Annotated in this window: 4 protein-coding genes; 3 read left to right on the top strand and 1 reads right to left on the bottom strand. The window is 72.0% G+C overall.

Annotated features, from left to right (window positions below; translation table 11 throughout):
* Positions 1-27: 27 nt before the first annotated feature.
* From ACZ69Q_RS30615 to ACZ69Q_RS30625, 3 genes are all read left to right on the top strand, one after another.
* On the top strand, positions 28-1230 hold the full coding sequence (locus ACZ69Q_RS30615; protein WP_471047823.1) for an erythromycin esterase family protein: 1203 nt from the start codon (positions 28-30) through the stop codon (positions 1228-1230).
* A 116-nt stretch (positions 1231-1346) separates the two neighbouring features.
* Positions 1347-2624, top strand: coding sequence for a phospholipase D-like domain-containing protein (locus tag ACZ69Q_RS30620; protein ID WP_471047826.1), 1278 nt, complete (start codon positions 1347-1349; stop codon positions 2622-2624).
* Between the two features lie 116 nt (positions 2625-2740).
* A complete protein-coding gene (locus ACZ69Q_RS30625) occupies positions 2741-4621 on the top strand; it encodes an exo-alpha-sialidase (RefSeq protein WP_471047829.1) in 1881 nt (626 codons plus the stop codon).
* Between the two features lie 17 nt (positions 4622-4638).
* On the opposite strand, the gene ACZ69Q_RS30630 is transcribed toward ACZ69Q_RS30625, so the two are convergent.
* The gene (locus ACZ69Q_RS30630; RefSeq protein ID WP_471047832.1) at positions 4639-23421 is read right to left on the bottom strand and encodes a hypothetical protein; all 18783 of its coding nucleotides are present in this window, start codon (positions 23419-23421) and stop codon (positions 4639-4641) included.
* Positions 23422-23495 lie beyond the last annotated feature (74 nt).

The following is a 23495-nucleotide window of genomic DNA, read 5'->3' on the forward strand; positions in this document are numbered from 1 at the left end:
CGGGGGTTCAACGATACCGTTGAAGGCATGGCAACCGACATCAAGGACACCGCCCGTGCCGTCGAGGCCGCCTCCGTCATGGGGCTTCTCCCGTCTCGCCCCCGGCTGCTCGCCCTGGGCGAGCCCACCCACGGCGAGGACGCTCTGCTCCATCTGCGCAACGACCTCTTCCGGCAGTTGGTCGAGCAGGAGGGATACCGGACGATCGCGATCGAGAGCGACTGCCTGATGGGCCTGGTCGTGGACGACCACGTCACCTCGGGCACCGGCACACTCGACGCGGCCATGGAGCTCGGAATCAGCCACGGCTGGGGCGCCTTCGCGGGCAACCGCGAGCTCGTGCGCTGGATGCGTGCCTACAACGACGGCCGGCCCGCGCCCGAGCAGCTCCGCTTCGCCGGTTTCGACGGCCCTCTGGAGATCACACACGCGGCGAGCCCCCGGCAGGCCCTCACCGCACTCCACGGCTACCTCTCGGCCCGGGTGGACGCGGACCTGCTGCCCTGCGCCGCGGACACACTCGACCGTCTGCTCGGCACCGACGACGGGTGGACCGACCGCGCCGCGATGATGGATCCGTCCCGGTCGATGGGGCGCTCGGCGGAGGCCGGGGAGCTGCGCCTGATCGCCGACGACATGGCTGCGCTGCTGAGCGAGCACATGCCGCACCTGCTCGCGGAGTCCTCACCGGCGGAATGGGAACGGGCCCGCCTGTTCGCCCGCACCGCCACCGGCCTGCTGCGCTACCACCACTGGATGGCGGACACCTCACCCGCCCGCATGACCCGGCTGGTGAGCGTGCGGGACCAGATGATGGCCGACAACCTCTTGGCCCTCGCCGACCGAGGTCCGGTGTTCGTCCACGCCCACAACTCCCATCTCCAGCGGGAGAAGAGCTCGATGCGGATGGGCGGAAGCAGGCTGGAGTGGTGGAGCGCCGGCGCGTTGGTGCACACCCAACTCGGCGAGGACTACGCCTTCGTGGCCACGGCCCTCGGCACGATCCCCCACCGGGGAGTCGGCACACCGCCGCCGGACACCGTGGAAGGGCTGCTGTACGACCTCCCGAGGCAAAGCTCCCTCCTCGACCCCGCCCGGCTCACCGGCACCGGTGGCGACGCACGCCCCGCGCCCCGCGTATCCCCCTGGTTCGGCTACGCCCCGCTCGACCCGGCCCACCTCACGGCGATCGACGGGATCATGTTCGTCAAGGACGTCACGCAGAGCTAGTGGGTGCAGTGCGGGAGCAAGCCCCGGCCGGATACGGAGTGCGGCCCTGTGCTCCGTCCGTGTGAATGTGACACACGATCAGACAGTGTCGGTTTGCGGCAAGGAAATCTCGGTCTGTGATCTTCCCGCGCGCACGTGTCACGCCCCTCGCCGTCGCTGCTGTCCTGTCCCTGCTCACCGCGCTTCTCATCGGCGGTGCCACTCCGGCCGCCGCACTGACCAAACCGGTCGTCAACGGGCCCGTGTTCAATGACCCACTGGGCACGGCGGCGCAGCAGAAGGCGGTCTTCACTCAGCTCGTCCGGTTGATCGAGGCGACGCCGGCCGGGGCGCAGATCCGCGGCGCGATGCACGAGTTCATGGATCAGGAGGTGGCGAACGCCCTGATCGCCGCTCACCGCCGCGGCGTCGACGTCAGACTCATCGTCGACGACTCGACCTACGTGAGTCCCGGCGGCACCGAGTTCACGAACGCGGCCTTCCGGTCCCTCAGGTCCGCGCTGGGCACCAACACGGACGCGCGTTCCTGGATCGTCGTCTGCGACGACAGATTCGAGGACGCCGACGGCGTGGACGACGTCCAGCGCGGCTGCCTTGCCGTGGCCCCGCCCCAACCGGCGTACAACCACAACAAGTTCTTCCTCTTCTCGCGGATCGGGCCCTTCGACGACGGCACCAGCTATTCGAGGGTCGTCTTCCAGACCTCCTCGAACCTCTCCGACTGGTACAAGGTCGAGTCCTTCAACGACGCCGTCACCTTCACGGACAGCACGGTCTACAACGGCTACGCCTCCTACCACGAGCAGCTCCGCCGTGGGCGCACCCTCGCCCGCGGCGACAACAACGCGTACTTCTCCACACCGACCGGCTCGACCTACCGCGGCTACTTCTTCCCGCGCGGTGACGCGTCGTACAACAACCCGGCCACGGACACCGTCGTCAACGTGCTCGACGAGGTCACCTGCACCTACACCGGTACGGACGGGCTGCGGCACCAGAGCGCCATCCGGATCGTGACGCACAGCTTCTTCGGCTCGCGCCGCCAGGTCGCCGACAAACTGGCCCAGCTACGCGGACGGGGTTGCTGGATCGACATCGTCTACGGCGACAGTGACTCCGCGATCACCACTCGGCTGAACGCCGCGGGCATCCAGCACCGCAGATGCCGTATTCCCAACGGACCCGGAATCGACGTCCGTCCGCACAACAAGCAGATCCTGATCGACGGCGACTTCAACGGCGCCACCACCCCGCGCGTTTACACGGGGAGCGCCAACCTCACCGGGTCGTCACTGCGCTCGGCCGACGAGGCGATCGTGCGGATCACCAGCGCGGCCTACCACGCCCGGTATCTGAGCACGTTCCACAAGATCCGCTCCGCCTGTGGCGGATGACGCCCTCGCGGGTCCTCATCGCCTCCCCCTCGGCGTGTCACCGACGTCAAACACTACCAAACGGTAATAACTTGGACATCAGATGTTCGGACGAGAGGCACAACGAAGGGCCATTCATGCCGTCGAGGTTTCGCGCACATCTGAAGGCCGACCTCGCCGCAGGCGTGGTCATGGCGACCACAGCGGCCCTGGCGGGCCCCGCGCACGCCCAACCCGCCAAGGCCGCACCGCTCTTCGAACAGCAGGTGATCTTCAGAGCGTCCCAGGATCCTGGCGGTTACTCGTGCTTCCGGATCCCTGCCGTCGTCCAGACCACCCAAGGCACGCTCCTCGCTTTCGCCGAGGGCCGTCACGGCACCTGCGGTGACGCCGGGGACATCGACATCGTGCTGAAACGCTCGACCGACGGCGGTCGCACGTGGGGTCCGCTCCAGGTCGTCAGCAACGGCGCGGGTAACACCCACGGCAACCCGGCCCCGATCGTGAACCGGGTGACCGGACGCATCCTGCTCCCCCAGACACACAACCCGGCGACCGCGGACGGTTCGAGCTGTGCCGTCCCGTGCAGCCGCAGCCCCCACCTCCAGTACAGCGACAACGACGGCCGCACCTGGACACAGCCGCGGAACCTGAGCTCGCAGATCATGCCCGCCAACTGGAACTCCTGGTACGCCACCGGCCCCGTCCACGGGATCCAGCTCACCCGCGGCAGCCACGCCGGCCGGCTGGTCTTCGGCGTCAACGCCGAGACCTGGAACGGCAGTCGGGTCACCACCAATCACGCGGCCCTCATCGTCAGCGACGACGGCGGCACCACCTGGCGCCGCGGTGCCACCGACTCCTGGCCCATCGCCACCGACGGCACCTTCCACCAGAAGCCGTCCGAAGTCACCATCACCGAGCGCACCGACGGTGCCATCCTGGTCAGCGGTCGCGAGCAGGACGGCACCGATCTGGGCCACCGCACCCAGACCCTCAGCCTGGACGGCGGGGACAGCTTCACCACCCGGTTCCGTCCCCTGCCGAGCCTGTACACCCCACAGGTTCAGGGATCGACGCTCCAACTGGGCAGCCGCATGCTGCTGTCCTGCCCCGGCGACCCGGACCGCCGCCGGACCTTGATGATCCGCTCCTCCTACGACGGCGGCAACACCTGGGAGAGCGTGGACCGCGGCACCGTCGTGAGCCAGGACTGGTCGGGCTACTCCGACATGGTGGACATCGGTGGCGACGTGGTGGGGCTGATGTACGAGGGCGGCACCGTGGACGCCCGCGACGAGATCCGCTTCGCCCGCTTCAACCAGGAGTGGCTCACGCCACGCCGCGGCGCCGATCCGACCACCGCCGACCGCGCCCCGTCCGCCCAGCGCGCGAGCGTGCTCGGCGGGGCCTCGCCCACGACCGGCGTGTTCGGCGGCGCCCTGGCCTTCGACGGCACCAACGACGCCGTACGCCTGCCGTTCCGCAATCAACTGGAGCTCGGCACCGGGAGCTTCACCGCTTCCCTGTGGTTCCGCTACACCGGCGGGACCGGCGAGCAGCCGCTGCTGTGGATGGGCGGCATCGGCGGCAACCAACCCCAGTTCTGGCTGCGCGGCGAACCGGCGAGCAACCGGGTGCGCGGACTGATGACGGTGCGCAGCGGCGCGACGACCGTGCGGTCGGCGTCCGTCAGCACCACCGCCGCGCACAACGACGGCCGATGGCACCATCTGGCTCTGCGCCGCGGTGGCGGGCGGCTCACCCTGTTCATCGACGGCAGGGCGTTCAGCACGGCCGACGTGGCCGGGTCCGTCAGCCGCAACTCGCCCTTCGGCGTGCACATCGGCCAGCGCATGGACAGCCGGGCGTTCTTCACCGGCGGCATCGACGAGGTCCGCGTCTGGAACCGGGCCCTGACCGACACCGAGCTCACTCGCGTACGCCAGACGAACGTCGGCCCGTCCACCAACACCACCCTGTGGCTGCCGTTGGACCAGGTGACCGCGGGCGGCTGAGGAGGCCGGCGGTGGGCTCAGGTCGGGTCGGTCTGCTGGATGCTGTCGCCTCGGTTGTTGATCGCGATGTAAGTGCCGATGCGCCGGAAGTCGTTGATCACGCCGAACATGCTCTTGTCCGACGGAAGGAGGGCCCGTAGCGGTGAGTCCGGCGGCAACTGGGCGAGGAGCGCCTCCTTGTAGGCGTTGAAGACCCTCGCCGTGTAGCCGGGCTCCTTCGCCGCGTTCATTCGGTGGTCGTTGCTTACCGCGATCGAGGCGAGGTCCATCAGATAGCAGTCGATCAGGTCCGTGACGTCCCTGGAGTGTGCGCCCTCCTGCCCGTTCACCGCGTCCTCGGCCAGGATCCCTGCCATCGACACGACGATGTCCCGGTAGATCCCGTGCCGGGTGCTGCTGGGGAACGCCGCCATGATGTGGTCGGCCTGGCCCGCGCCCTCGGTGTTCATGGTGCGCGGCGTCCTGAGGTCCGTCAGCCCCGGTACGGCGAGCGGCACTCCCTCGAACATCGACTCCTCGTCGGGGATGTTCGTGTTCCGGGAGGCGAGGGGGTGCAGGCCGATCTCGTGGGCCAGCATGCCCATGATGTGGCCCATCTCGTATTTCTCGAAGTAGTAGCTGGCCAGGTTGATGTCCACGCCGTCCTCGCCCCGGTCGATCACATCGGCCGGGGTCTCGGTGGTGCGCACACGGAGGGTGATGCGGCAGGGTCGGCCGCCGATGTAGTCCCTGATCGTGACGTGCTTGCGCAGCAGCTCCATGATGCGGACGGCCTTGGCGAGGTAATCGTCGTTCGTGAACTTGAGATTGGTGAACTGGAAGTTCCCCGAGGAGAACGGCACATGGTCCTGCGGCATGCGGGCCGGGACTCCGTCGCTTGCCGTTCCGACGTCGCCTGCCGTGCCGTCGCCGACCGCCGTCCCGACATCAACCGCCGTGCCGTCGTTCGACTCGGGCAAGGAGACCGGGTCCACCCACACCGACCTGTGCGGGACCGGTACGGCAGCGGTGCGGGCCGCGTCCCAGGTCTGCGCGGTGTCCTGCGCGGGGGCAGGGGTGACGTCCCCGATGAGGGCGCCGAGCAGGGCCAGGTGGCGGCCGCGGAGGCCGCGGGCGGCGAGCGAGGAGTACTCGGGCTGCTCGTCCAGGGCACCGAGGAGACTGCCGGGGATGTGGGGGCGGTGCGGGGAGGCCGCGTCCCGGTATTCGTCGCGCAGGCCGAGCTGATGGGTGAGCTCGTGGACGAACTGGACCGGGTCGGCATCCGCCCACCAGGTATTCTGGTCCATCGCCCGGTCCCGGCCCGCCAGGTCCACCGTCAACTGCGGATCCTCGGACGGGTCGACGTGCTGCACGGTGACGTGCAGCCGGTCCCCGTTCGGCAGCCGGTACCCGGGGGCGTTCAGGAACTCACGCACCCCTGCCGCGAGCCGCTCGCGCACCTGAGCGGCCTGGTCCTGCGAACCCCGTATCGCGAGCCGAACCGTGAGGTCGGTAACCGGTTCGCCCTCGTACGAGAATCGCCGTGCGTCGAAGCCCGCCCGCACCACGAAACGCGGGCGGGGGTCGCTTGAGCCGCGCAACCCGGGTGTGGCGGCGGGCGTTTGCTGTGGGGTCGCCTGCGTGTCCTGCGGGAGCCGGGGGTGGGCCTCGTCCGTCGCGACGGGCCGCTGGATGCTGTCGCCGCGGTTGTTGGTCGCGAGGCTGGTGGCGAGCTGGGCGAAGTCCCGTACGACGCCGAACAGTCCCTTGTCGGCGGGCAGCAGGGGGCGCGCCGGGCTGTCCTCGGCCATGTGCTGGCTGAGTAGTTCCTTGTAGGCGTTGTAGACCTTGGCGGTGTTGCCGGGCTCCTTGGCCGCGTTCATCCGGTAGTCGCTGGTGATCGCGATGGAGGCGACGTCCATGAGGTAGCAGTCGATGAGGTCGGTGACGTCCTTGGCCTTGGCGCCCTCCACGCCGGCCCGCGCGGCCTGGGCCAGCAGGTCTGCCATCTTCAGGACGATGTCCCTGTAGATCCCGTGCCGGGTGCTGCTGGGGAAGGCGGCCATGATGTGGTCGGCCTGCCCGGCGCTGTCGGTGTTCATGGTGCGCGGCGTCTTCAGGTCGGCCAGCCCCGGCACCGGGAGCGGGATGCCCCGGAACATCGCCTCCTCATCGGGGATGTTCGTGTTCCGGGAGGCGAGGGGGTGCAGGCCGATCTCGTGGGCCAGCATCCCCATGATGTAGCCGATGTCGTACTTCTCGAAGTAGTAGCTGGCGAGATTGATCTGCACACCGTCGTCGCCCAGGTCGCGCACGTCGGCCGGGGTCTCCGTGGTGCGCACATGCAGGGTGATGCGGCAGGGACGGCCGCCGATGTAGTCACGGATCGTCGGGTGGTCCCCGAGCAGCTCGATGATGCGGACGGCCTTGTCGCGGTACCTCTCGTTCGTGTGCTTCAGGTTGGTGAACTCGAAGTTGCCCGACTTGAAGGGGGTGAGCGTCCCGTCCTGCGGCATGCGCGCCGGGACGTCGGTCCCGGCGTCGGCGGTCCCGGACCCGGGCAGGGACACCGGGTCGACCCAGACCGACCGACGGAGGACCGGGGTGGTGCCCGTACGGGCGGCATCCCACGTCTGGTCTTGGTGCTGGGGGTGTTGGCCCACGTTGCCGATGAGGGCGCCGAGCAGGGCCAAGTGGCGGCCGCGGAGGCCGCGGGCGGCGAGCGAGGAGTCCTCGGGCTGCTCGTCCAGGGCACCGAGGAGACTGCCGGGGATGTGGGGGCGGTGCGGGGAGTCGGCGTCCCGGTATTCGTCGCGCAGGCCGAGCTGATGGGTGAGCTCGTGGACGAACTGGACCGGGTCGGCATCCGCCCACCAGGTATTCTGGTCCATCGCCCGGTCCCGGCCCGCCAGGTCCACCGTCAGGTGCGGGGAGTCCGTGGGCCCGACGAGTTCGACGGTGACGTGCAGGCGGTCGCCGTTGGGGAGTCGGTGGCCGGGGTTGTTCAGGAACTCGTGCACGCCCGCAGCGAGTCGGTCGTACACCTGGGTCGCCTGTGCGTCGGTGCCGCGCATGGCCACCCGGACGGTGAGGTCGGTGACCGGCTCGCCGTCGTACGAGAACCGGCGGGCGTCGAAGCCGGAACGCACCACGTAGCGGGGGCGGGTGTCGCGCGGACGCTGCGGCCTGTCGTTCGCCTTCGGTGCTGTGCCGCTTCCGTTCCGGGGAAGGCGGGGGCGGGCTTCGCCGGCGTCGGTTTCGGTGCCGGTCTGAATGCTGTCGCCCTGGTTGTTGAACGTGAAGCTGGTGCCCAGGCCGAGGAAGTTGCCGGTGACGTTGTACCAGCTCTTGTCCGCCGGCAGCAGCGCGTGGACCGGGCTGCCGTCGGCCAACTGCGCGACGAACATCTCCTTGTAGGCGTTGTAGACCTTCGCCGTGTAACGGGGTTCCCAGGCCGCGTCCTTGCGCCTGTCGCCGGTGACCGCGATGGTCGCCAGGTCCATGAGGTAGGTGTCGATCAGATCCGTGACGTCCTTGGCCTTGGCGCCCTCCTCCTTCGCCTGAGCGTCCTGGGCCAGCACACCCGCCATCTTCACGACGATGTCGCGGTAGATCCCGTGCCTCGTACTGCTGGGGAAGGCGGCCATGATGTGGTCGGCCTGACCCGCGCCCTCGGTGCTCATCGTCCGCGGCGTCTTCAGGTCCGTCAGTCCGGGAACGGCCAGCGGTACGCCCGCGAACATCTCCTCCTCGTCCGGGATGTTCCTGTTCCGGGAGGCGAGGGGATGCAGGCCGATCTCGTGGGCCAGCATCCCCATGATGTAGCCGATGTCGTACTTCTCGAAGTAGTAGCTCGCGAGATTGATGTCGACGCCGGCCTCGCCGCGGTCCGTCACATCGGCCGGGGTCTCCGTGGTGCGCACGTGCAGGGTGATGCGGCAGGGGCGGCCGCCGATGTAGTCGCTGATCGTGTCGTGCTTGCGCAGCAGGTCGATGATGCGGACGGCTTTGTCGCGGTACTTCTCGTTCGTGTGCTTCAGGTTGGTGAACTCGTAGTTGCCCGACCTGAACGGGGTGACGGTCGCGTCCTGCGGCATGCGCGCCGGGACGTCGGTCCCGGCGTCGGGCAGCGAGACCGGGTCGACCCAGACCGACTTGCGAGGGACGGGCGGGGTGGCCGTGCGGGCGGCGTCCCAGGTCTGGCCCTCGTGCTGCGGCTGCGGCGTCACGTCGCCGATCAGGGCGCTCATCAGGGCCAGGTGCCGGTCGCGCAGGCCGGTGGCCGTGAGCGAGGCGTCCTCGGGCTGCTCGTCCAGGGCACCGAGAAGGCTGCCCGGGATGTGGGGGCGATGCGGGGAGGCCGCGTCGCGGTACTCGTCGCGCAGGCCGAGCTGATGGGTGAGCTCGTGGACGAGGTGGGCCGGGGCCGCGTCAGCCCACCACGTCGTCTGGTCCATCGCCCGGTCCCGCCCCGCCAGGTCCACGGTCAGGTGGGGAGAGTCGGCGGGGTCGACATGCTCGACGGTCACGTGCAGCCGGTCACCGTTGGCCAGGCGGTAAGTGGGGTTGTTGAGCAACTCTCGTACGCCTACGGCGAGTTGATCGCGAACATGTGCCACCTGGTGCTCGGGGCCACGTATCGCGAGGCGGACCGTGAGGTCGGTGACCGGCTCGCCGCCGTAGGAGAACCGGCGGGCGTCGAAGCCGGAACGCACCACGAAGCGGGGGCGGTTGTCGCGTGGGCCTCGCGGGACCGGCGGGGTGGCGGCCGGCTCGTCCAGCCCGGGCGGCAGGGTCTGCGGCAACCGCGGTTCCGTACCCGGCGCCGGGGAGCCGGGCATGGCGTCCGTGTCCATCGCCTCGTCGCCCGACTCGTACTCCGAGGACGACCCGGCGGGGTACTGCTCGTTCGAGCCCCCGGTCCTCTCGCCCTGGAGCACCCCGCCCTGGTCCAGGTAGGCGCCGATGTTCTCCGCGTTGTCCCTGATGTGCTGCATCAGCGAGGGCCGTCGCCGCATCCAATCCGGCATGCGCCAGCCGGGGAAGAACGTGCCGTGGGTGCCGGACGCCTGCACCCGGTGGCCGAGCGTGCTCCCGATGTGCTGGTTGACCGCCTGGTAGGCGAGGTCGCAAGAGGCGCAGGCCATCTTGAACCCGCCCAGCGGCAGTGTCTGGGGCGCGTTCGGGTCGCCGGGATGGTTCTCCCAGTGCTCGACCCAGTGCCCGAGAAGAGTCAGCTCGCCGTGTTCGGAGCCGTGCGCTCCGGCCGCCGGGGTCCCGTCCCGGCCTGCCACGTTGAGGATGCGGGGGTTCGCCAACGCTCGCTTGACGAGGTCGAGTTCGGGCGATTCCGGGTGGTAGAGCCGGTACCAGCCGGTGGCCAGCGCCCGCAGCTTCGTACGGTCCCGCGTGTCGCGCGCGACGCCGGGCCGCCTGCGCGCCAGCCACCGCTCGTCGCGCCGCCACTGCTGCCGCTCCCCCGTCAGGCGCTGCTGCTCCTGTCCGACGACCGCTTCGTCGTCCAGCAGGGTGTCCCACTGCTGCTGATGCCCGTCGTCCCACGGACCTGACTCGTACTGCTCCTCCAACCGCGCTCGCAGTTGTGCCTGCTCGGCGGACCGGTGGGCGAGTTCCCGCTCTTCCTGGTCCAGTCGCGCCGACCACTGCCGGTGTGACTCCTCGTCCCTGGACCACTTCTCCAGTTCCCGCACCCGCTGTGTGCCTCCCGGCTCCTGCCCGGAGACGAACCAGCGCAGTTCCTCCTCCACCAGGGCGGCTTCATCGCCGGTGAGGGCCTTCGCGCCGGTGTTGCCGGCGATGCCCAGCGAACCGTCCGGCAGCACCGTGACGGCGATGTGCGGGGTGACCTGGGCGTCGGCCTGACGGTCCGGTTTGCGGAGCGCTTCCTTCACCAGGCGCGCCACGCGGTCCAGCATCCGCAGCGTCACCTCGCGGTCCCGCTGGGAGGTGCCGGTCGGGGTCGTCTGCGTGAACGGGACGCCGATACCGAGGCCGAGCGCCTCCCGCAGTCCCTCGTACTCCTCGGTCGACAGCCTGCCGGCCTGCTCCACCTGGTCCAGGGCCTCGGGCACGCCGATCCCCGTGTGCTCGGTGAACGCGCTGTCGAAGGCGACGTCCGGGAGGCCGCCGAGGCGTGCGTTGCGCCGTCGCACCACGTCCAGCAGGGCGTCGGCCCGCAGCTCGGGCTCGTGCAGGAGGTCGGCGAACTCGACCGCGAACTCGTGCTCCGGGCCGGCTTCGACGGCCGCCCGCTCACTCTCGGAACCGGAGTCGAGGTCCATCTCGACGTCCGAGTCCGCGCCCGCGTCCGTCGTCTCGCCCGCCCCTGACAGCGTGCTGAGGTCGTACGCCTCCTCCTCGCCCGGCATTCCCGGGAGGGCGCTGCCGGTCGGGGACGGAGGCAACGGGACGGCGGCCGGGTCTTCGTGCGGCAGCGGCGGGGCGCTGTCGGAGGCCGGCGGCGCGGGTGCCGGGGTGCGCAGCGTCAGCGGGACGAAGTCGCCCCCGCGGCGGCGGAGTCGAAGGTGCGGGCCGGACTCGCCGGACGGTCCGGGGTAGGTGTGGGCGGTGCCGTTCTCCTCGATGAGGGTGACGGTGGTGCCCGTCGCGGCGGCGGCCCACTCGGCCACCGCACGGTCGGCTCCGGGACCCCAGGGGGCCTCGGCGAGATGGCGGCGCAGGTGGCCGTCGCGGGCGTCCTGGCTCGGTGCGGGCGCGCCCGGGCGGGCTGTGAAGGGCGGTGGCGTGAAGAGCGCGTCGCGCTCGGCACGGGCGCCGGGCAGGCCGTTCAGGCGCATGAGCTGGGCGGGTGGTGCGTCGGCACGCAGGCGCATCCGTGCCGCCTCGTGGCGGTCCAGGCCGGGCTGTTGCGCCGCGTGGTGCAGGGCGGTGGAGAGCGCGGCGAAGAAGCCGTTGCCGCGGCCGCTGGGGTTGCCCTGGGCGTAGGTGGCGCCGTCCGGTGCGGTGAGGACGCCGTCGCGGGCGAGACGGTAGCGCGGGCCGGTGCTCTCGGCGGGCGGGTGCCAGGGCGGGGTGGCGTGGCTGCGGTGCGCGGGGGCGGCGTCCGTGGTGTCCGTGCCGGTGCCGGACGTGGTCGCCGTCACCGGTAGTGCGGTGGCGACCGGGGGCGGGGTGCCGGGCGGAAGGGCGGCGTGGAAGTAGCCGTCGGCGGCGAAGAGGACCGGATCGGTGGCCGGGTCGACGGCGGACGGGTCGGTGCCGTGCGGCAGGAAGCGCTGCTCGCGGCCTTCGCCGGTCACGACGGTGACCGGGGTGCCGAGGAGCCGGGCGGAGAGGGCGGGCAGCAGGTCGGCGCCGCCGTGGTCGCCGGCGCGGCGTTCCGGTGGGGCGGGTTGTGCGGTGTTGTCCTGCGGTGGCTCGCTCGTGAACGGGCGGAGCATGGCGGCGGTGGCCAGCGCCACCCGCTGCTCGGGGGTCGGCCAGAGGGTCTGCGGGAGACGGCCGAACGCGTCGAACTCGGCCTGCTGAGCAGGGGTCAGCCGCACTTGGGCGAAGTCGAGTTCGTCCTGGGTGAAGGTGTCCGCGGCGTCGAGGGCGAGGGTGTCGAGCAGGTCCTCGTTGCGGTTCTCGCCGAGTTCCCAGGCGAGGCGGTTGCGGGCGGCCCGGACGGCGCGTTCGGTGATCGCCGGGTCGCCGGGGGCGGCCGTGAAGCGGGCGGCGAGGTCGTTGCCGAGGAGGTGGGGCAGCCGGCCGCGGTCCTGGGCGACGGCGATGAGCGCGTGGAAGAACGAGGCGCCGTCGTGCGGCATGTCGTGCACCTCGCGCACCGTGGTGCCGTCGGGCGAGGTGAGGGTGCACGGGGCGGAGTCGGTGGCGTCGGTGATCCGGTACGGCTCGGGCGCCTCGGAGCGCCAGGCAGGCTCGGTGTACTCCTGCGCCCGGTCCGGCACCGGGACCGTCGCCCGGCCCTGGTGGTGGGCGGTGAGGCGGGAGGCCGCGAGGTGCAGCCGGTGGTGGTCCGCGGCGGCGGCGTCGGTGTGCCCTTCCCAGCGGCGGGCCTCCTCGCGGGCGGCCTGCCAGGCGGCGACGGCCGGGGACTGGGCCATGGCCTGCGGCAGGACGGTCGGCTGATCGGGGTGGTCGTCGCCGAGCGCGGCCTGCTCTTCCGCGGTCAGGTCCAGCCATGTCTCACGGGCCCGCGCCCGGGCGTCGTAGTAGCCCTTCTCCGCCGCGGCGAGATCGCCGGCCGCCTTGGCCATGGCGTCCCAGGCCGCGCCGACCTCGTCGGGGAAGGTGGTGTCGTCGAGGAGACCGTAGTCGCGGGCGATGTCCTCGCGCAGCCAGACCAGGGCGGTGGTCTCGGCCTCCGCGGCGCGCGGGCCACGCTTGGCCTTGCCGAGCGCGTGCAGCGGGCGGCTGTCGGTGAGGCGGTGGTCCACTTCGGCGACCGACAGCCATGTCACCGGCACGGCGAAGAGCATGCTGCGGTCGGTGACGACCTTGAGGTGGGTGCCGAGGGTGGTGTCCGCGGTTCCCTTGAGGGCGGTGCCGTCGTTCGCGCCGCCGACTGGGACCGAAGCGCCCGGGTTCATGACGCCCGCGTTGCTGTTGCCGGCCAGCGGCGCGGTGCCGATCACACCTTCGACGTTGTCGGTGATGCCGGCCTCCAGCGCGTCGGAGGTCTTCGACCGCTGCATGGCCTCCATGCGCGGCTTGCTCTCGACGGCGAGGAGCCGGGCGCCGCCGCGGTGCATCTTCGCGTACAGGCGGGAGTCGGCGGTGTGGGACTGGCCGAAGAGGCGGGCGGAGGCCTGGGCGGGCAGCGGTGAGCCGTTCGTGCCGAGCGCCTCGCGGAAGCCGGCGGTCAGGCCGACCTGTGTGGTGGCCTCCTGCTGGGCCTGAGCGGGGGCGGTGCCGAGGCCGGTGAGCGGGGTGAGGCGGGCCATGCGCACCCGTTCGGCGAGGACGTTGCCGGTGTGGCGGCGGCCGAGGTCGCTGTCGCCGAGGCCGTCGGCGCGGGCGGTCGCGAGCGTCAGGGCGTCCTGCACGTTGGCCGCGCCGCGGATGTCCACGGCGAGGATGCCGGAGCCGATGCGGTCGTCGAAGGGCAGCACGTCCGGGTCGGCGGTACCGGTGCCGTCGTCGCCGCTCCGCCAGGCCGCGATGCCGTCGGGGCGGGCCTGATCGGCCGTCAGCATCCGTACCGCGCGCTCCGGTTCGGGCAGGTTGTCCTCGGTGAGCTCGCCGTCGGCGCCGTCGCCCGCCGGGGTGAGCAGGCCGGCGGGGACGATTTCGTTGAGGGTGCCGACCGACGCGACGGCGCGCGGCGACAGCAGCTCGCCGGTCGCGTCCGTCATCGTGACGGTCAGGACGTAGCTGGTGACGATCTCGGCGTGCGCCTGGGTGGTGGCGATGTTCGGCATAGAGGTGTTGCCGGTGGTCTCGGTCCGGGTGCTCGAACGCTGGTTGGCCGCGGTGCCCTGGAGCGAGGGGTTGGCCAGGAGGGCGCCGCTCTCCGCCGCGCGCTGGCCGGTGGCGAGGGTGACGTCGGCGCCACGGTCCTGGGAGGAGGCGCCGGAGTCGTCGCGGGCGGTGGTGCGGTAGTCCTCCAACTCGAAGCCGGTGCGCAGCCGTTCCACCGTGGTGGTGACAGGGGTCAGCTTGAACCGCACCTGTCCTGGGCTGCCGCCGACCGGCAGATGGCTCGGGCTGCTCCAGGTGCGGTAGCGGACCGGCAGGGTCATCCCGTCGGTCGTCAGCTCGTGCAGATGGGCGCGCAGGAAGTCCGGAGAGAGCCGCTGGAGGACCTGTTCCCGGTCGTGCGAGGACACGCCGATCTTCGTCAGCCGCCCCATGAGCTGCTGGGCGGCGTGACTCGCGTCGAGTTGACCGCTGGGGTGGCCGGGGAAGCGGCGGCCGCGCAGGAAGGGGGGCAGCCGGTAGCCGCGGCCGAGGTTGCGCGGGGTGGTGGTGCCGAGGCCGTCCGGGGCGAGTCCGGCCTCGATGACGTCCTGCATGGGCAGGTGGAACATCACCGCGTCGCGGACGCGTTGGAGCGTGGCGGCGGCCCGGCGCGGGGCGAGTGCGCGGCCGAGACGCTCGGACACCCGTGCTGCGGCGGAGCTGATCCCGGCCCCGGCGCGGGTGCCGAACGCGCCCATCGCCGCCGTCCAGCGGTCCCGTACGGCGATGGTCTCGGCGGCGTCGCCGACGACCAGGTACATCCGGCCGCCGTAGGTGAGGGTGGTGTTGCGTCCCTGGGTGAGGGTCTGCGCGACGCTTCGGCCCTTGCCCCAGGCGTACTGGAGAGCGGCCGAGTAGGAACCGACCACCGCCGGCCCACCGGGGGCCTGCTGGAGCGGCATGTCGGCACCCTGGACACCGACGGTGGTGCGCGAGACGGTGCTCGCGCTGCCTGCGACGCGATGCTCGTTGCCGATGGTGGCTTCGAGCGTCGCCGGCTTCGGGTCGCTCTTGACCCTGAGGTTGTCCAGTTCGCCGCGGATCGCCGCCTTCACGTAGTGGGTCTGGAGCGGTCCGGCGCCGTTGAGTCCCGTGATGCGGGAGCCGAACGGGCCCAGATACTGGCCGAGTTGACCGGCCACATGGAGGTTGGCCATCGCCCGGCGCAGCGCGCCACGCACCGGGGCGCCGGGCGCGCTGACGTGCCAGGAGGTGCCCGAGGCGAGGTCGGCGGTGTCCTGCATCTGCTGCTGGCGCTGCCCGCCGCCCTCGGTGCTGAGCACCACGTGCGGGGCGCGCAGCAGCCTGCGGACGAGGCGCTGTCCGGCCGGGTCCGTCCTCGGCAACGGGCGGGTGCCGTCGAGGAGTTGATCTGCCTCGACGGCGGAGAGTCGCACGGATGGTGCGGGCGCCGGTGCCGGTCCGGTGGGCGGTGGGTCGGCGGGGGCGTGGCGGTCGGAGCCGTGCGCCGCGGGCACGGCCAGCTCCACGCGGCCCACGGTCTCGCTGCCCCGGTTGAACAGCGGGCGCTCCTCGACCTTGCTGACGAAGACGCCGGCGCCGAGGAGGCCGACGGTGGCGAGCCGGGCCCAGCCGCGCGGCCGGCGGTGGCCCTCGAAGGTGGCGCCCAGCTCGACCTGGTAGCTGTAGAGGTCGGCGCCGTTCTGGAACATCAGGTGGTCGTGGGTGACCGCGGCCGTGCTGCGGGTGGCCTTCTGGTCGGTCTTGGCGTAGCGGGCACCCAGGGACACGTTGCCGGTCTGGCGCGGCAGGCCGGCCTCGGGCACCTTGTCGTGGTCGCGTGGGGAGATGCCCAGCTCGACTCCGCCGGAGAGGGTGGTCGACGCCTGCTGCCCCTGGCCGGAGACCTCGGTGCCGATCACCGCGTTGCGCAGCGAGCGTTCGCTCATGGTGGTCTCGAACCGCCGGTCGGTGAGCCTCGCCCGCAGGATGAGCGTGTGGTGACCGCGGCGCACCTTGCCGTCCTCGGTGAGGGTGACCGGGACGCCCGTGGTGGTCAGGTCGTCCAGACTCTGCGCCAGGCTGGGCCGGTTGAGCGCCTCGCGGACCTGGCGGTCGTTGTGCAGCGCGGTGCGCATCCGCCCGTCGCCGTACCAGAACCGGGCCAGCCGCGGGTGCCGCAGCATCAGCGGCGGAACGAACAGGGACGGGTATGAGCGGTGCAGCGTGTCGAGAACCGTGTCCGCGAAGGCCCGCAGGGGGTCCTGCGGGGCGAGTTGCCCGTCCTGGTTCCGCAGCGGGTTCTGCTGCTGGTCCTGCTGTTCGTTCTCTCCCTGGGTCGGCACCGGGTTCGGTACGGCGTTCTGGGGGCGGTCGGGGCGGAAGCCCTCGGCGCGGACCTGGCCGCTGAGGTGTACCGGGTCCCGCCGGGTGAGGTACCAGGGCACCGGCGGTTCGGCGTCCGGGTTCGGGCCCGTCTGTCCGGGCGTACGACTGTCCCAGCCCGCGAGCCGGCGCGCGTCCTGGGTGGAGATCCAGTCCAGGCTGACCACCCGGACCGGGCGGGCCGCGGACGGCGGCTCGCCGGCCTTGCGCACCATCAAAGTGCGCTCCACCCGGTAGAGCGCGACCGGGTGGTTGCGGATACGGCCGGTGGTCTTTCGGGCCGCGTCGGTGCCGAGGTAGTGGCCGCGCCCGGTGCTGAGGTCCGCGCGGACGAGCGGCCCGCCCTGGAGGCGTACGTCGGTCTCCGGGCCGACGAGGGTGTGGTTGGGGCCGGCGGTGACCTGGACGCCGAAGCGGGTGTCGCGGACGTGACCGCGCTCGTTCTGGTACGTGGTCTGCGTGAGGTCGCGCAGCTCCGCCTTGACCGACTCGGCGACCAGGGTGGCCCGGTGCGGGATCGAGCGCTCGACGACGAGGTGCCCCAGCGGGTGCTGCCCGCTCCCCCGCGTCAGCTCAGGCCCGCTGACCGGCCCGGAGAACCGCCCGAACAGAGCGAGCAACCGCCCCGGCCGGACGTACGAGATCAGTGTGTGGTGCGCCGAACTGCCGGGCCGGGCGCCGGAGGTGGCGAGCGCGAGGTCCTCCGGCGGGTCCACCAGGTGCAGTCCGGTGGTGTCGGCCATCCTCGGCTCCACCCCGTCCGGGAAGGTGAGCGTCTCCGGCGCACGCCGGGGTCCGTTGTACGGCACGGTGAGGTCGTCCGGCAGCCGCCAGCTCAGCCCGTCCCGCATGGCGAACTCCGCGGTGTGCACCGGGCTGCGTCGCCAACTCGGGCCCGTCGCGGGCGAGGTGTCCGCACCCGTGGCTCGCGGCGCCTCGGTGACCCGCTCCACCCGCACCCGATAGTGGACGTCGTCCAGGTGCAGGTGCGAGCCCTCGTGGGCGCGGTGCTCGGTCTGGTGGTACGCCTGGGTGCCCAGGGAGTAGTCGGTACGGCGGGTCCAGCCCAGCGAAACGCCGATCTTCAGCAGCCAGTTGAGCGGCGGGCCCATGCTCAGCGCGGCGGCGATCCGGCGTCCGACGCCGACACTGCGCCCGCCGCCCGTACCGGCCTGCCCGCGCCGCATGGTGTCCAGCCGGGTGGTGCCGCCGTTCACGTCGGAGAAGCGTTCCCAGCGGTGGTACGGGATGGCCTCGACGGTCATCTCGTGGCCGACCCCGGACTTCTCCCGGCCCACGAAGCGTGCGCCGCGCGGGGCGGTGAAGGCGCCGGGCTGGTCGGTCAGCACGCGCAGCAGGTCCGCCTCGTCGAACTGGTCGCGCAGTTTCTTCGGCAGCTTCCCGAGGATCTCCTGGGCCACCTGCTCGGGCGAGCGCAGGGTGAGGACGCCGGGGCCGGTGAAGAGGCCGGTCGGCCGGCTTCGCTGGGTGCCGTGCGTACCGGGCTCGGCGGTGCCGTCGGCCGGATCCGGATCGGCGCCCGGGTCGATGAGCACGGTGGGCAGCCGGCTGCCGTCCTCGAAGGTGACGGTGCGCGGCGCCGGTCCCGGCGGCCGGGCATCCGGCCCGGTCAGCAGTCGGGCCGGGCGGTGCCTCTCGAGCTGGGTCTCCAGCGGCACCGGCTCGCCCCGGTCGGGGGTCTCGGCGTCGGGGCCGTCCAGGTCGGTGATCCCGCCCATGCCGCGCAGCCACTCGCCGAAGGGGTCGGAGCCCTCCGGCTCGTCGGTGGCCGGGTCCGCGGAGGTGGTGACGGGGTCCGGTACGGGCGTGAGCGGGGCGGTGGACGGGACCAGGGCGTCGTAGTGGTCGGTGCCGTTGTAGGCCAGGTGCAGGGTGCCGCCCCGGCCGCCGGGGTGGAGGGGGGTGACGAGGGTGTTCGCCGGTGAGTGCGGGTCGGCCTGGACCAGGCGCAGATCGAGGTCGAGGGTGTGGGCCAGGGCCTGCGGGAGCAGATCGGCGAACGGCGAGGCCCACAGTCCGGGTTGCTCGGCCGCCGCGGCGATGAGTCCCTCGGTGCCGAGCCGCCGCGCGTCGTCCGGGGTGGGCGCGATGTCGGCGAGTTGCGGGTAGCCGCTCTCGCGGAGGATGCGCCGCCACCGGCGGGGGTCGCCGTCGGTGACGACGGTGTGCGCGATGTCGTTCCAGCGCTGGGTGATCCTGCGCTGCGCGTCGGGGTTGCGCACCCCGGCGAGGGCGGTCATCCGCAGGTCGTCCACCACGGCGAGCACCGGGTCCGGGGTGGCCTCGGCCGCCGCGGCGGCAAGTTCCGACCCGGCGATACGGTCGCGCAGCAGGCCGCGCAGCCCGGCGACGTTCCGCGCGGCCCACGCCGGCGGTACGGCCTGGCTGCGTGCGCTGTCGAGCAGCGCCCGGAAGAGACAGTTGCCGCCGCCCGGGGTGTCGAGCCGCCTGAAGTTGCGGCCGTCCGCCCGCACGGCGTCCGCGGTCGTGGCGTCCTTGCTGAACAGGGTCAGGTCTTCGGCGAGGCTCTCCGGGCGGCTCGGCTCGGGCGCCAGGTCGGGTCTGCGGCGGGCGAGTTCGGCGGTGTCCTCGGCGCTCATGCCCAGCTCGGACAGCGGCAGCGGGGTGCTGGAGAGGGACCAGGTGATCTGCGCGGACGGCGCGAAGGTGAGCCCGCGCACGTCCTCCGGCGAGACCAGAGTGCTCGGCGGGAGCGCGGGCGGCGGCGGGGGCAGCAGGGTGTCGAGCGTGGTGCCGGGTCCGGCAGTGGCGCGCAACTCGGCTGCGGCGCGCAGGAAATCGGTGTACTGCTGCGTCGTCGGTCCGGTCGCCGGGTCGACCGTCGCGCCGGGCCGGTCGGCGACCATCCGGCGCAGCAGGTCCGGGGTCATCCGGCCCTCGCCGTAGCGGGCCGCGGTGTCCGGGCTGAGCCAGCGCAGACCGTCCACATAGGCGAGCCCGGCGAGCAACTCCCGGTTCTCCGGACGCTGTTCGGCGTCCGGGCCGAGGGCGTCGCGCAGCGTGCGGATCTGCTGCAGGGTACGGGCCCGGGCGAAGGCGTCGGCCGGTTCCTGGCCCGTGTGCAGCCCGGCGTCGCGTGCCAGCGTGTCCAGGTCGGCGCCGCCCGGTTCCGGGGTGAACAGCCGCCAGCGTCCCGGTCCGTCCTGGCCCTCCGTGAGCACCGCGCGGACGTCGCCGTCCCGGTCCCGGGCCGTGCCGACCTCGGTGGTCGGCGCGTACACCGGCCGTCCGGTGCGGTTGGCAACGTGCTGGGCCACCGGCAGCCCCGCCACCTCCGGCTGCCGCCCGGTCTCGCAGGAGAACAGCACCAGCGGCCGGTCCTGATCGCCGTCCTGCGCCCAGGACTTGAGCACCTCGCCGAGCTGCACACCGCTGACCTTGACGGTGGGTCGTCCCGCGTCGTCGGTGCCGAGTGTGACGGTACGAGGGGTGCCGTGCCCCACGAAGTAGTCGGCGCCCTGGTCGGTGCCCGAGCCGGGGAGCGCGGCAGGCGGGCCGGTGAACACCGTACGGGGCGGGGCGGACGGGGACCCCGGGGCAGGGGGGCCCGAGGTGGTGCGCACCCCGCGGAAGGTGTCCTGGCCGAGCAGCGCCCGGCGGCCCACGTCACGCGACGTGCCGTCCTCGGCGGGGCTCTGCGAGATGGTCAGCGTCTGCACGGCCCGTCCCGGCCGGGGCTTGACCGCGGAGTCCGGCACCCAGCGCCGAAGCTGCGTGAGCGGGACCGTGTGACCGTCCAGAGTGGTGACGGCGGGGGCGTTGCCGTTGTCGGAGGAGGCTTCGCCGCCCGAGTTGTCCGCGGGCCGGGCGATGATCCGTCCCCGCGGCGGGGGTGCAGCGGAGACTGCGGGCGTGGTCGTGTCCGGCGTCGCGGGTGGAGGCAGGGGTGGGGTGCCGTCGCCGCCCGGCCCGCGTCCACCGCCCGGTCCGAACGCGTTCCCGCCGGTTCCGTTGCCGTGATCCGACTCCAGGTGCAGGTCGGTGGCCGTCTCGGTCCAGGGGCGGGAGAAGGTGGCGAGTTTGGCCGTGGCGGGGGCGCTGGAGAGGGTGGTGACGGTGGAATCGGGAGCGATTGCGTTGCCGTGCACGGGAGTTGAGGTCTCGGTGAGCACCTTCTTGGGAGGCGGCGGGGCGGTGGTGGTGCTCACCGGATCGCCGTGGGTCGTGGCGGTGCTCTGGGTGGCCGGGCGGGGTGCCGGGCCGAGGGCGTCGGCGAGCGGCAGCAGTATGTCCGCGCCGGGGAAGCCCGACTCCGTGCTGAGGGTGTCGTCCGGGGTCAGAGTGGGCGCGGGGCCGGTGAGCGGACGGACACGGACGGGGGAGCCCGGTCCCTCGCGGGTCAGCTCTACGGCGGCGCGGATGGGTCGCCCTGCCCCGTCCGGCGTGACCACCGGGCCCAGCACCACGGCCCGGTCGGTCCCGGCCCGGTCCAGCAGATCGGCCGCTTCCGGCGCCCCCTCCCCCGGCGGCGGCACCTCCGAGACGACGACCGTCAGCGGCGGTGCCTGGGACATGTCGCCGGCGTCGTGTGCGGCGCCGGTCGCGGCGTACGAGCCAGTGGTGCTCACCTTCCGCGGAGCGGTGGTGACGTCGGCGTCCGGGGTGAGGACGTTGACGGACGAGTTCGAAGTGCCGGTGACGTCGGACGAGTTGACGGTCTCCGGAGAGTGGGGCGTCGCAGGAGAGGAGGGGGTCTCGGGGGACGGGGTGGTCTCCGCAGGGGACGTGCTCTCCTCGGAAGGGGTGCTCTCCGGCGAGGACGTTGTCTCGGACGAGGATGTGGTTTCCGGAGAAGTGGAGGTTTCCGAAGTCCGGGAGGGCTGCGCGGAGTCGTCCTGCGTGCCCTGCGAACCGTCGGGCACAGCCACGTCGTCCGGCGTGCGGGTGCCCTGGGGCTGCGAGGCGGAGGGAGCCTGGGCGCCTCCCGTCGCGGGCGCCCCACCCGGCCGGGCACCGGTGCCGGTCCCGGGCGCGCTCTGGGAGCCGTTGGACGCGACGGGACTGCCTACGGTCTGGCCAGGCGCCGGAGCCGTATCGGCATCCTGCACGGCTGCCACGTCCGGAGTGTTCTGGACGGCTGGGTCAGGAGTGTTCTGGCCCGCCACGTCAGGACGGTCCTGGCCCGCCACGTCAGGACGGTCCTGGACAGCCGGGTCAGGACTGTTCTGGACAGCCGAGTCAGGACTGTTCTGGACAGCCGAGTCAGGACTGTTCGTGACGTCGCTGTCCGGAAGCCCCGTGGTGGTGAGCGGGTCCGCCACCGTCGTCGGCGTGCCGAAGCCGTCCAGGGCGCGGCGGACCTCGTCGGCGTCGATCTGAACCGCCGGGCCGTCCCCGGCGGGCACAACCCGCACCTCGGGAAGCTGCGAAAGGTTTCCGTGCAGGCTGTCGCGGGCGTCGATCTCCGCGTTGCCGGGCGGCTGGGCGCCGCGCAGCGCGGCGATGTCGTGCAGGGCCTGCTCCCGGACGTCGGCGGGGCCGTTGTGGACCTGCTGCCACAGGGCGTTCTCCGCCGCCGTCGCGGGCAGCGAGCCCGGGGAGTACGGCGGGGGGTTCTGGGTGGTGTAGGGCGGAGGGTCCTGCGTCGTGTACGGCGGCGGGGAGGTGCGTGTGGAGTCGGCGCCGCCCGCGAGGTCCGCGGTCGAGGGACCGCCGGTACGGTCCGGGCCGTCGCCGTGCTGAGTGCGCGAGGTGTCGGCGGTCTCCCGCGTGTCGGAGTCCCTGGTGTCGCCCGTGTCATGGGTGTCGGCGGACACGGTGGGCGGCTGGTTGCGCAGCTTGTCAATGACGTGCCGCAGTTCCGCGCCGCTGTTCAGGGCCGTGTCGGTGAGCGTGGACTCGACCTGGCTGCTGATGCCCGCGCCGACGAAGGTGGACCAACTGGTGGACCAGTCGCCGTCGAAGGCGCCCTTGATCAGGATCTCCGCGAGTGCCTCACCGGCGCCGGCGGCGAGGAAGTCGGCCGTCCCCTTGAGCCCGTAGTGCCCGGCCAGCGCGCCCGGCCGGTCGGCGTTGTTGCGCAGGATCTGGTTGTTGCGCCACAGGTCCGGGTTGTTCCGGAAGGAGAGCGGGTTGTCCCGGAAGGTGATCGGGGTGTTGTTCGTGACGCCCGGGCCGTTCGCGTTCGCGTCGGGGCCGGGCCGGTCCTTCGGGGTGGGGCCGGGGTCGGGGTCCGGCTTGGGGTTGGGGCTGGGGCCGTTGTTCTTGAAGTCGGGGTTCGGCGTGTTCTTCAGGTTGGGGTTGGGCTTGAAGTCGAGGTCGGGCCCGTTCTTGAGGAAGTTGTTGTCGTAGCTCTTGACGATCTTCTTCGCGATGTCGTCGAAGACGCTGGTGAGGAAGCCGGCGGCAGCACCGAACGCGGCGGACTTCAAGATGTCGTTCCAGTCGAAGCCGTCGGGCCGGCGGCCGTCCGGGGCGAAGTTCATCATCGCGAGGCGCACCGCGAAGGTGGTGAACGCCTCGGCGAACGCCTCGGTCAGCGAGGGCGCCAGGTGCAGCCGCTGGAGCAGGTGGGTGAGCGTGGTGAGGATGAGGAACCGGCTGCGCAGCTTGGCCATCATGATCTGGCTGGCCGAGGCACCGCCGGTGAAGAAGGACATGGCCAGGTAGATGGCGATCTCGATGAGCAGCCGGATGACCTCGGCGATGACCTGCCACTTGGACTCCATGATGTCCATGGAGGTCTTGCGCCGGCCCTCGGCGATCTTGTCGAGCTGTTCGGCGAACTCGCGCAGATAGTTCTTGCCGCCGTCGTCGATGAGCATGCCCATCGCCTTGGCGTACGACTTGGACAGGTCGTCCGGCATGACCTCGGCGATGTCATGGATCGACTTGTCGATCAACGAGGACAGCCGGTCGACCTTACGGCCCAGCCCGGAGTAGGGACGGCGGCTCTCGTAGGCGAGGTCCTCGTCGGCGTCGATGAGCTTCTCCCCGGTGAGGATGAAGATCATCGCGTTGACCTCGGGCGATGCCTTGATGCTCATCGAGGGCCGTCCTGGGAGCCGTGCGGGCAGGAGGGAGCGGCCGCTCCCGGTGTGGCGCGGGAGCGGCCGGCGGT

The sequence above is a fragment of the Streptomyces sp. NPDC036764 genome, from assembly GCF_055609385.1.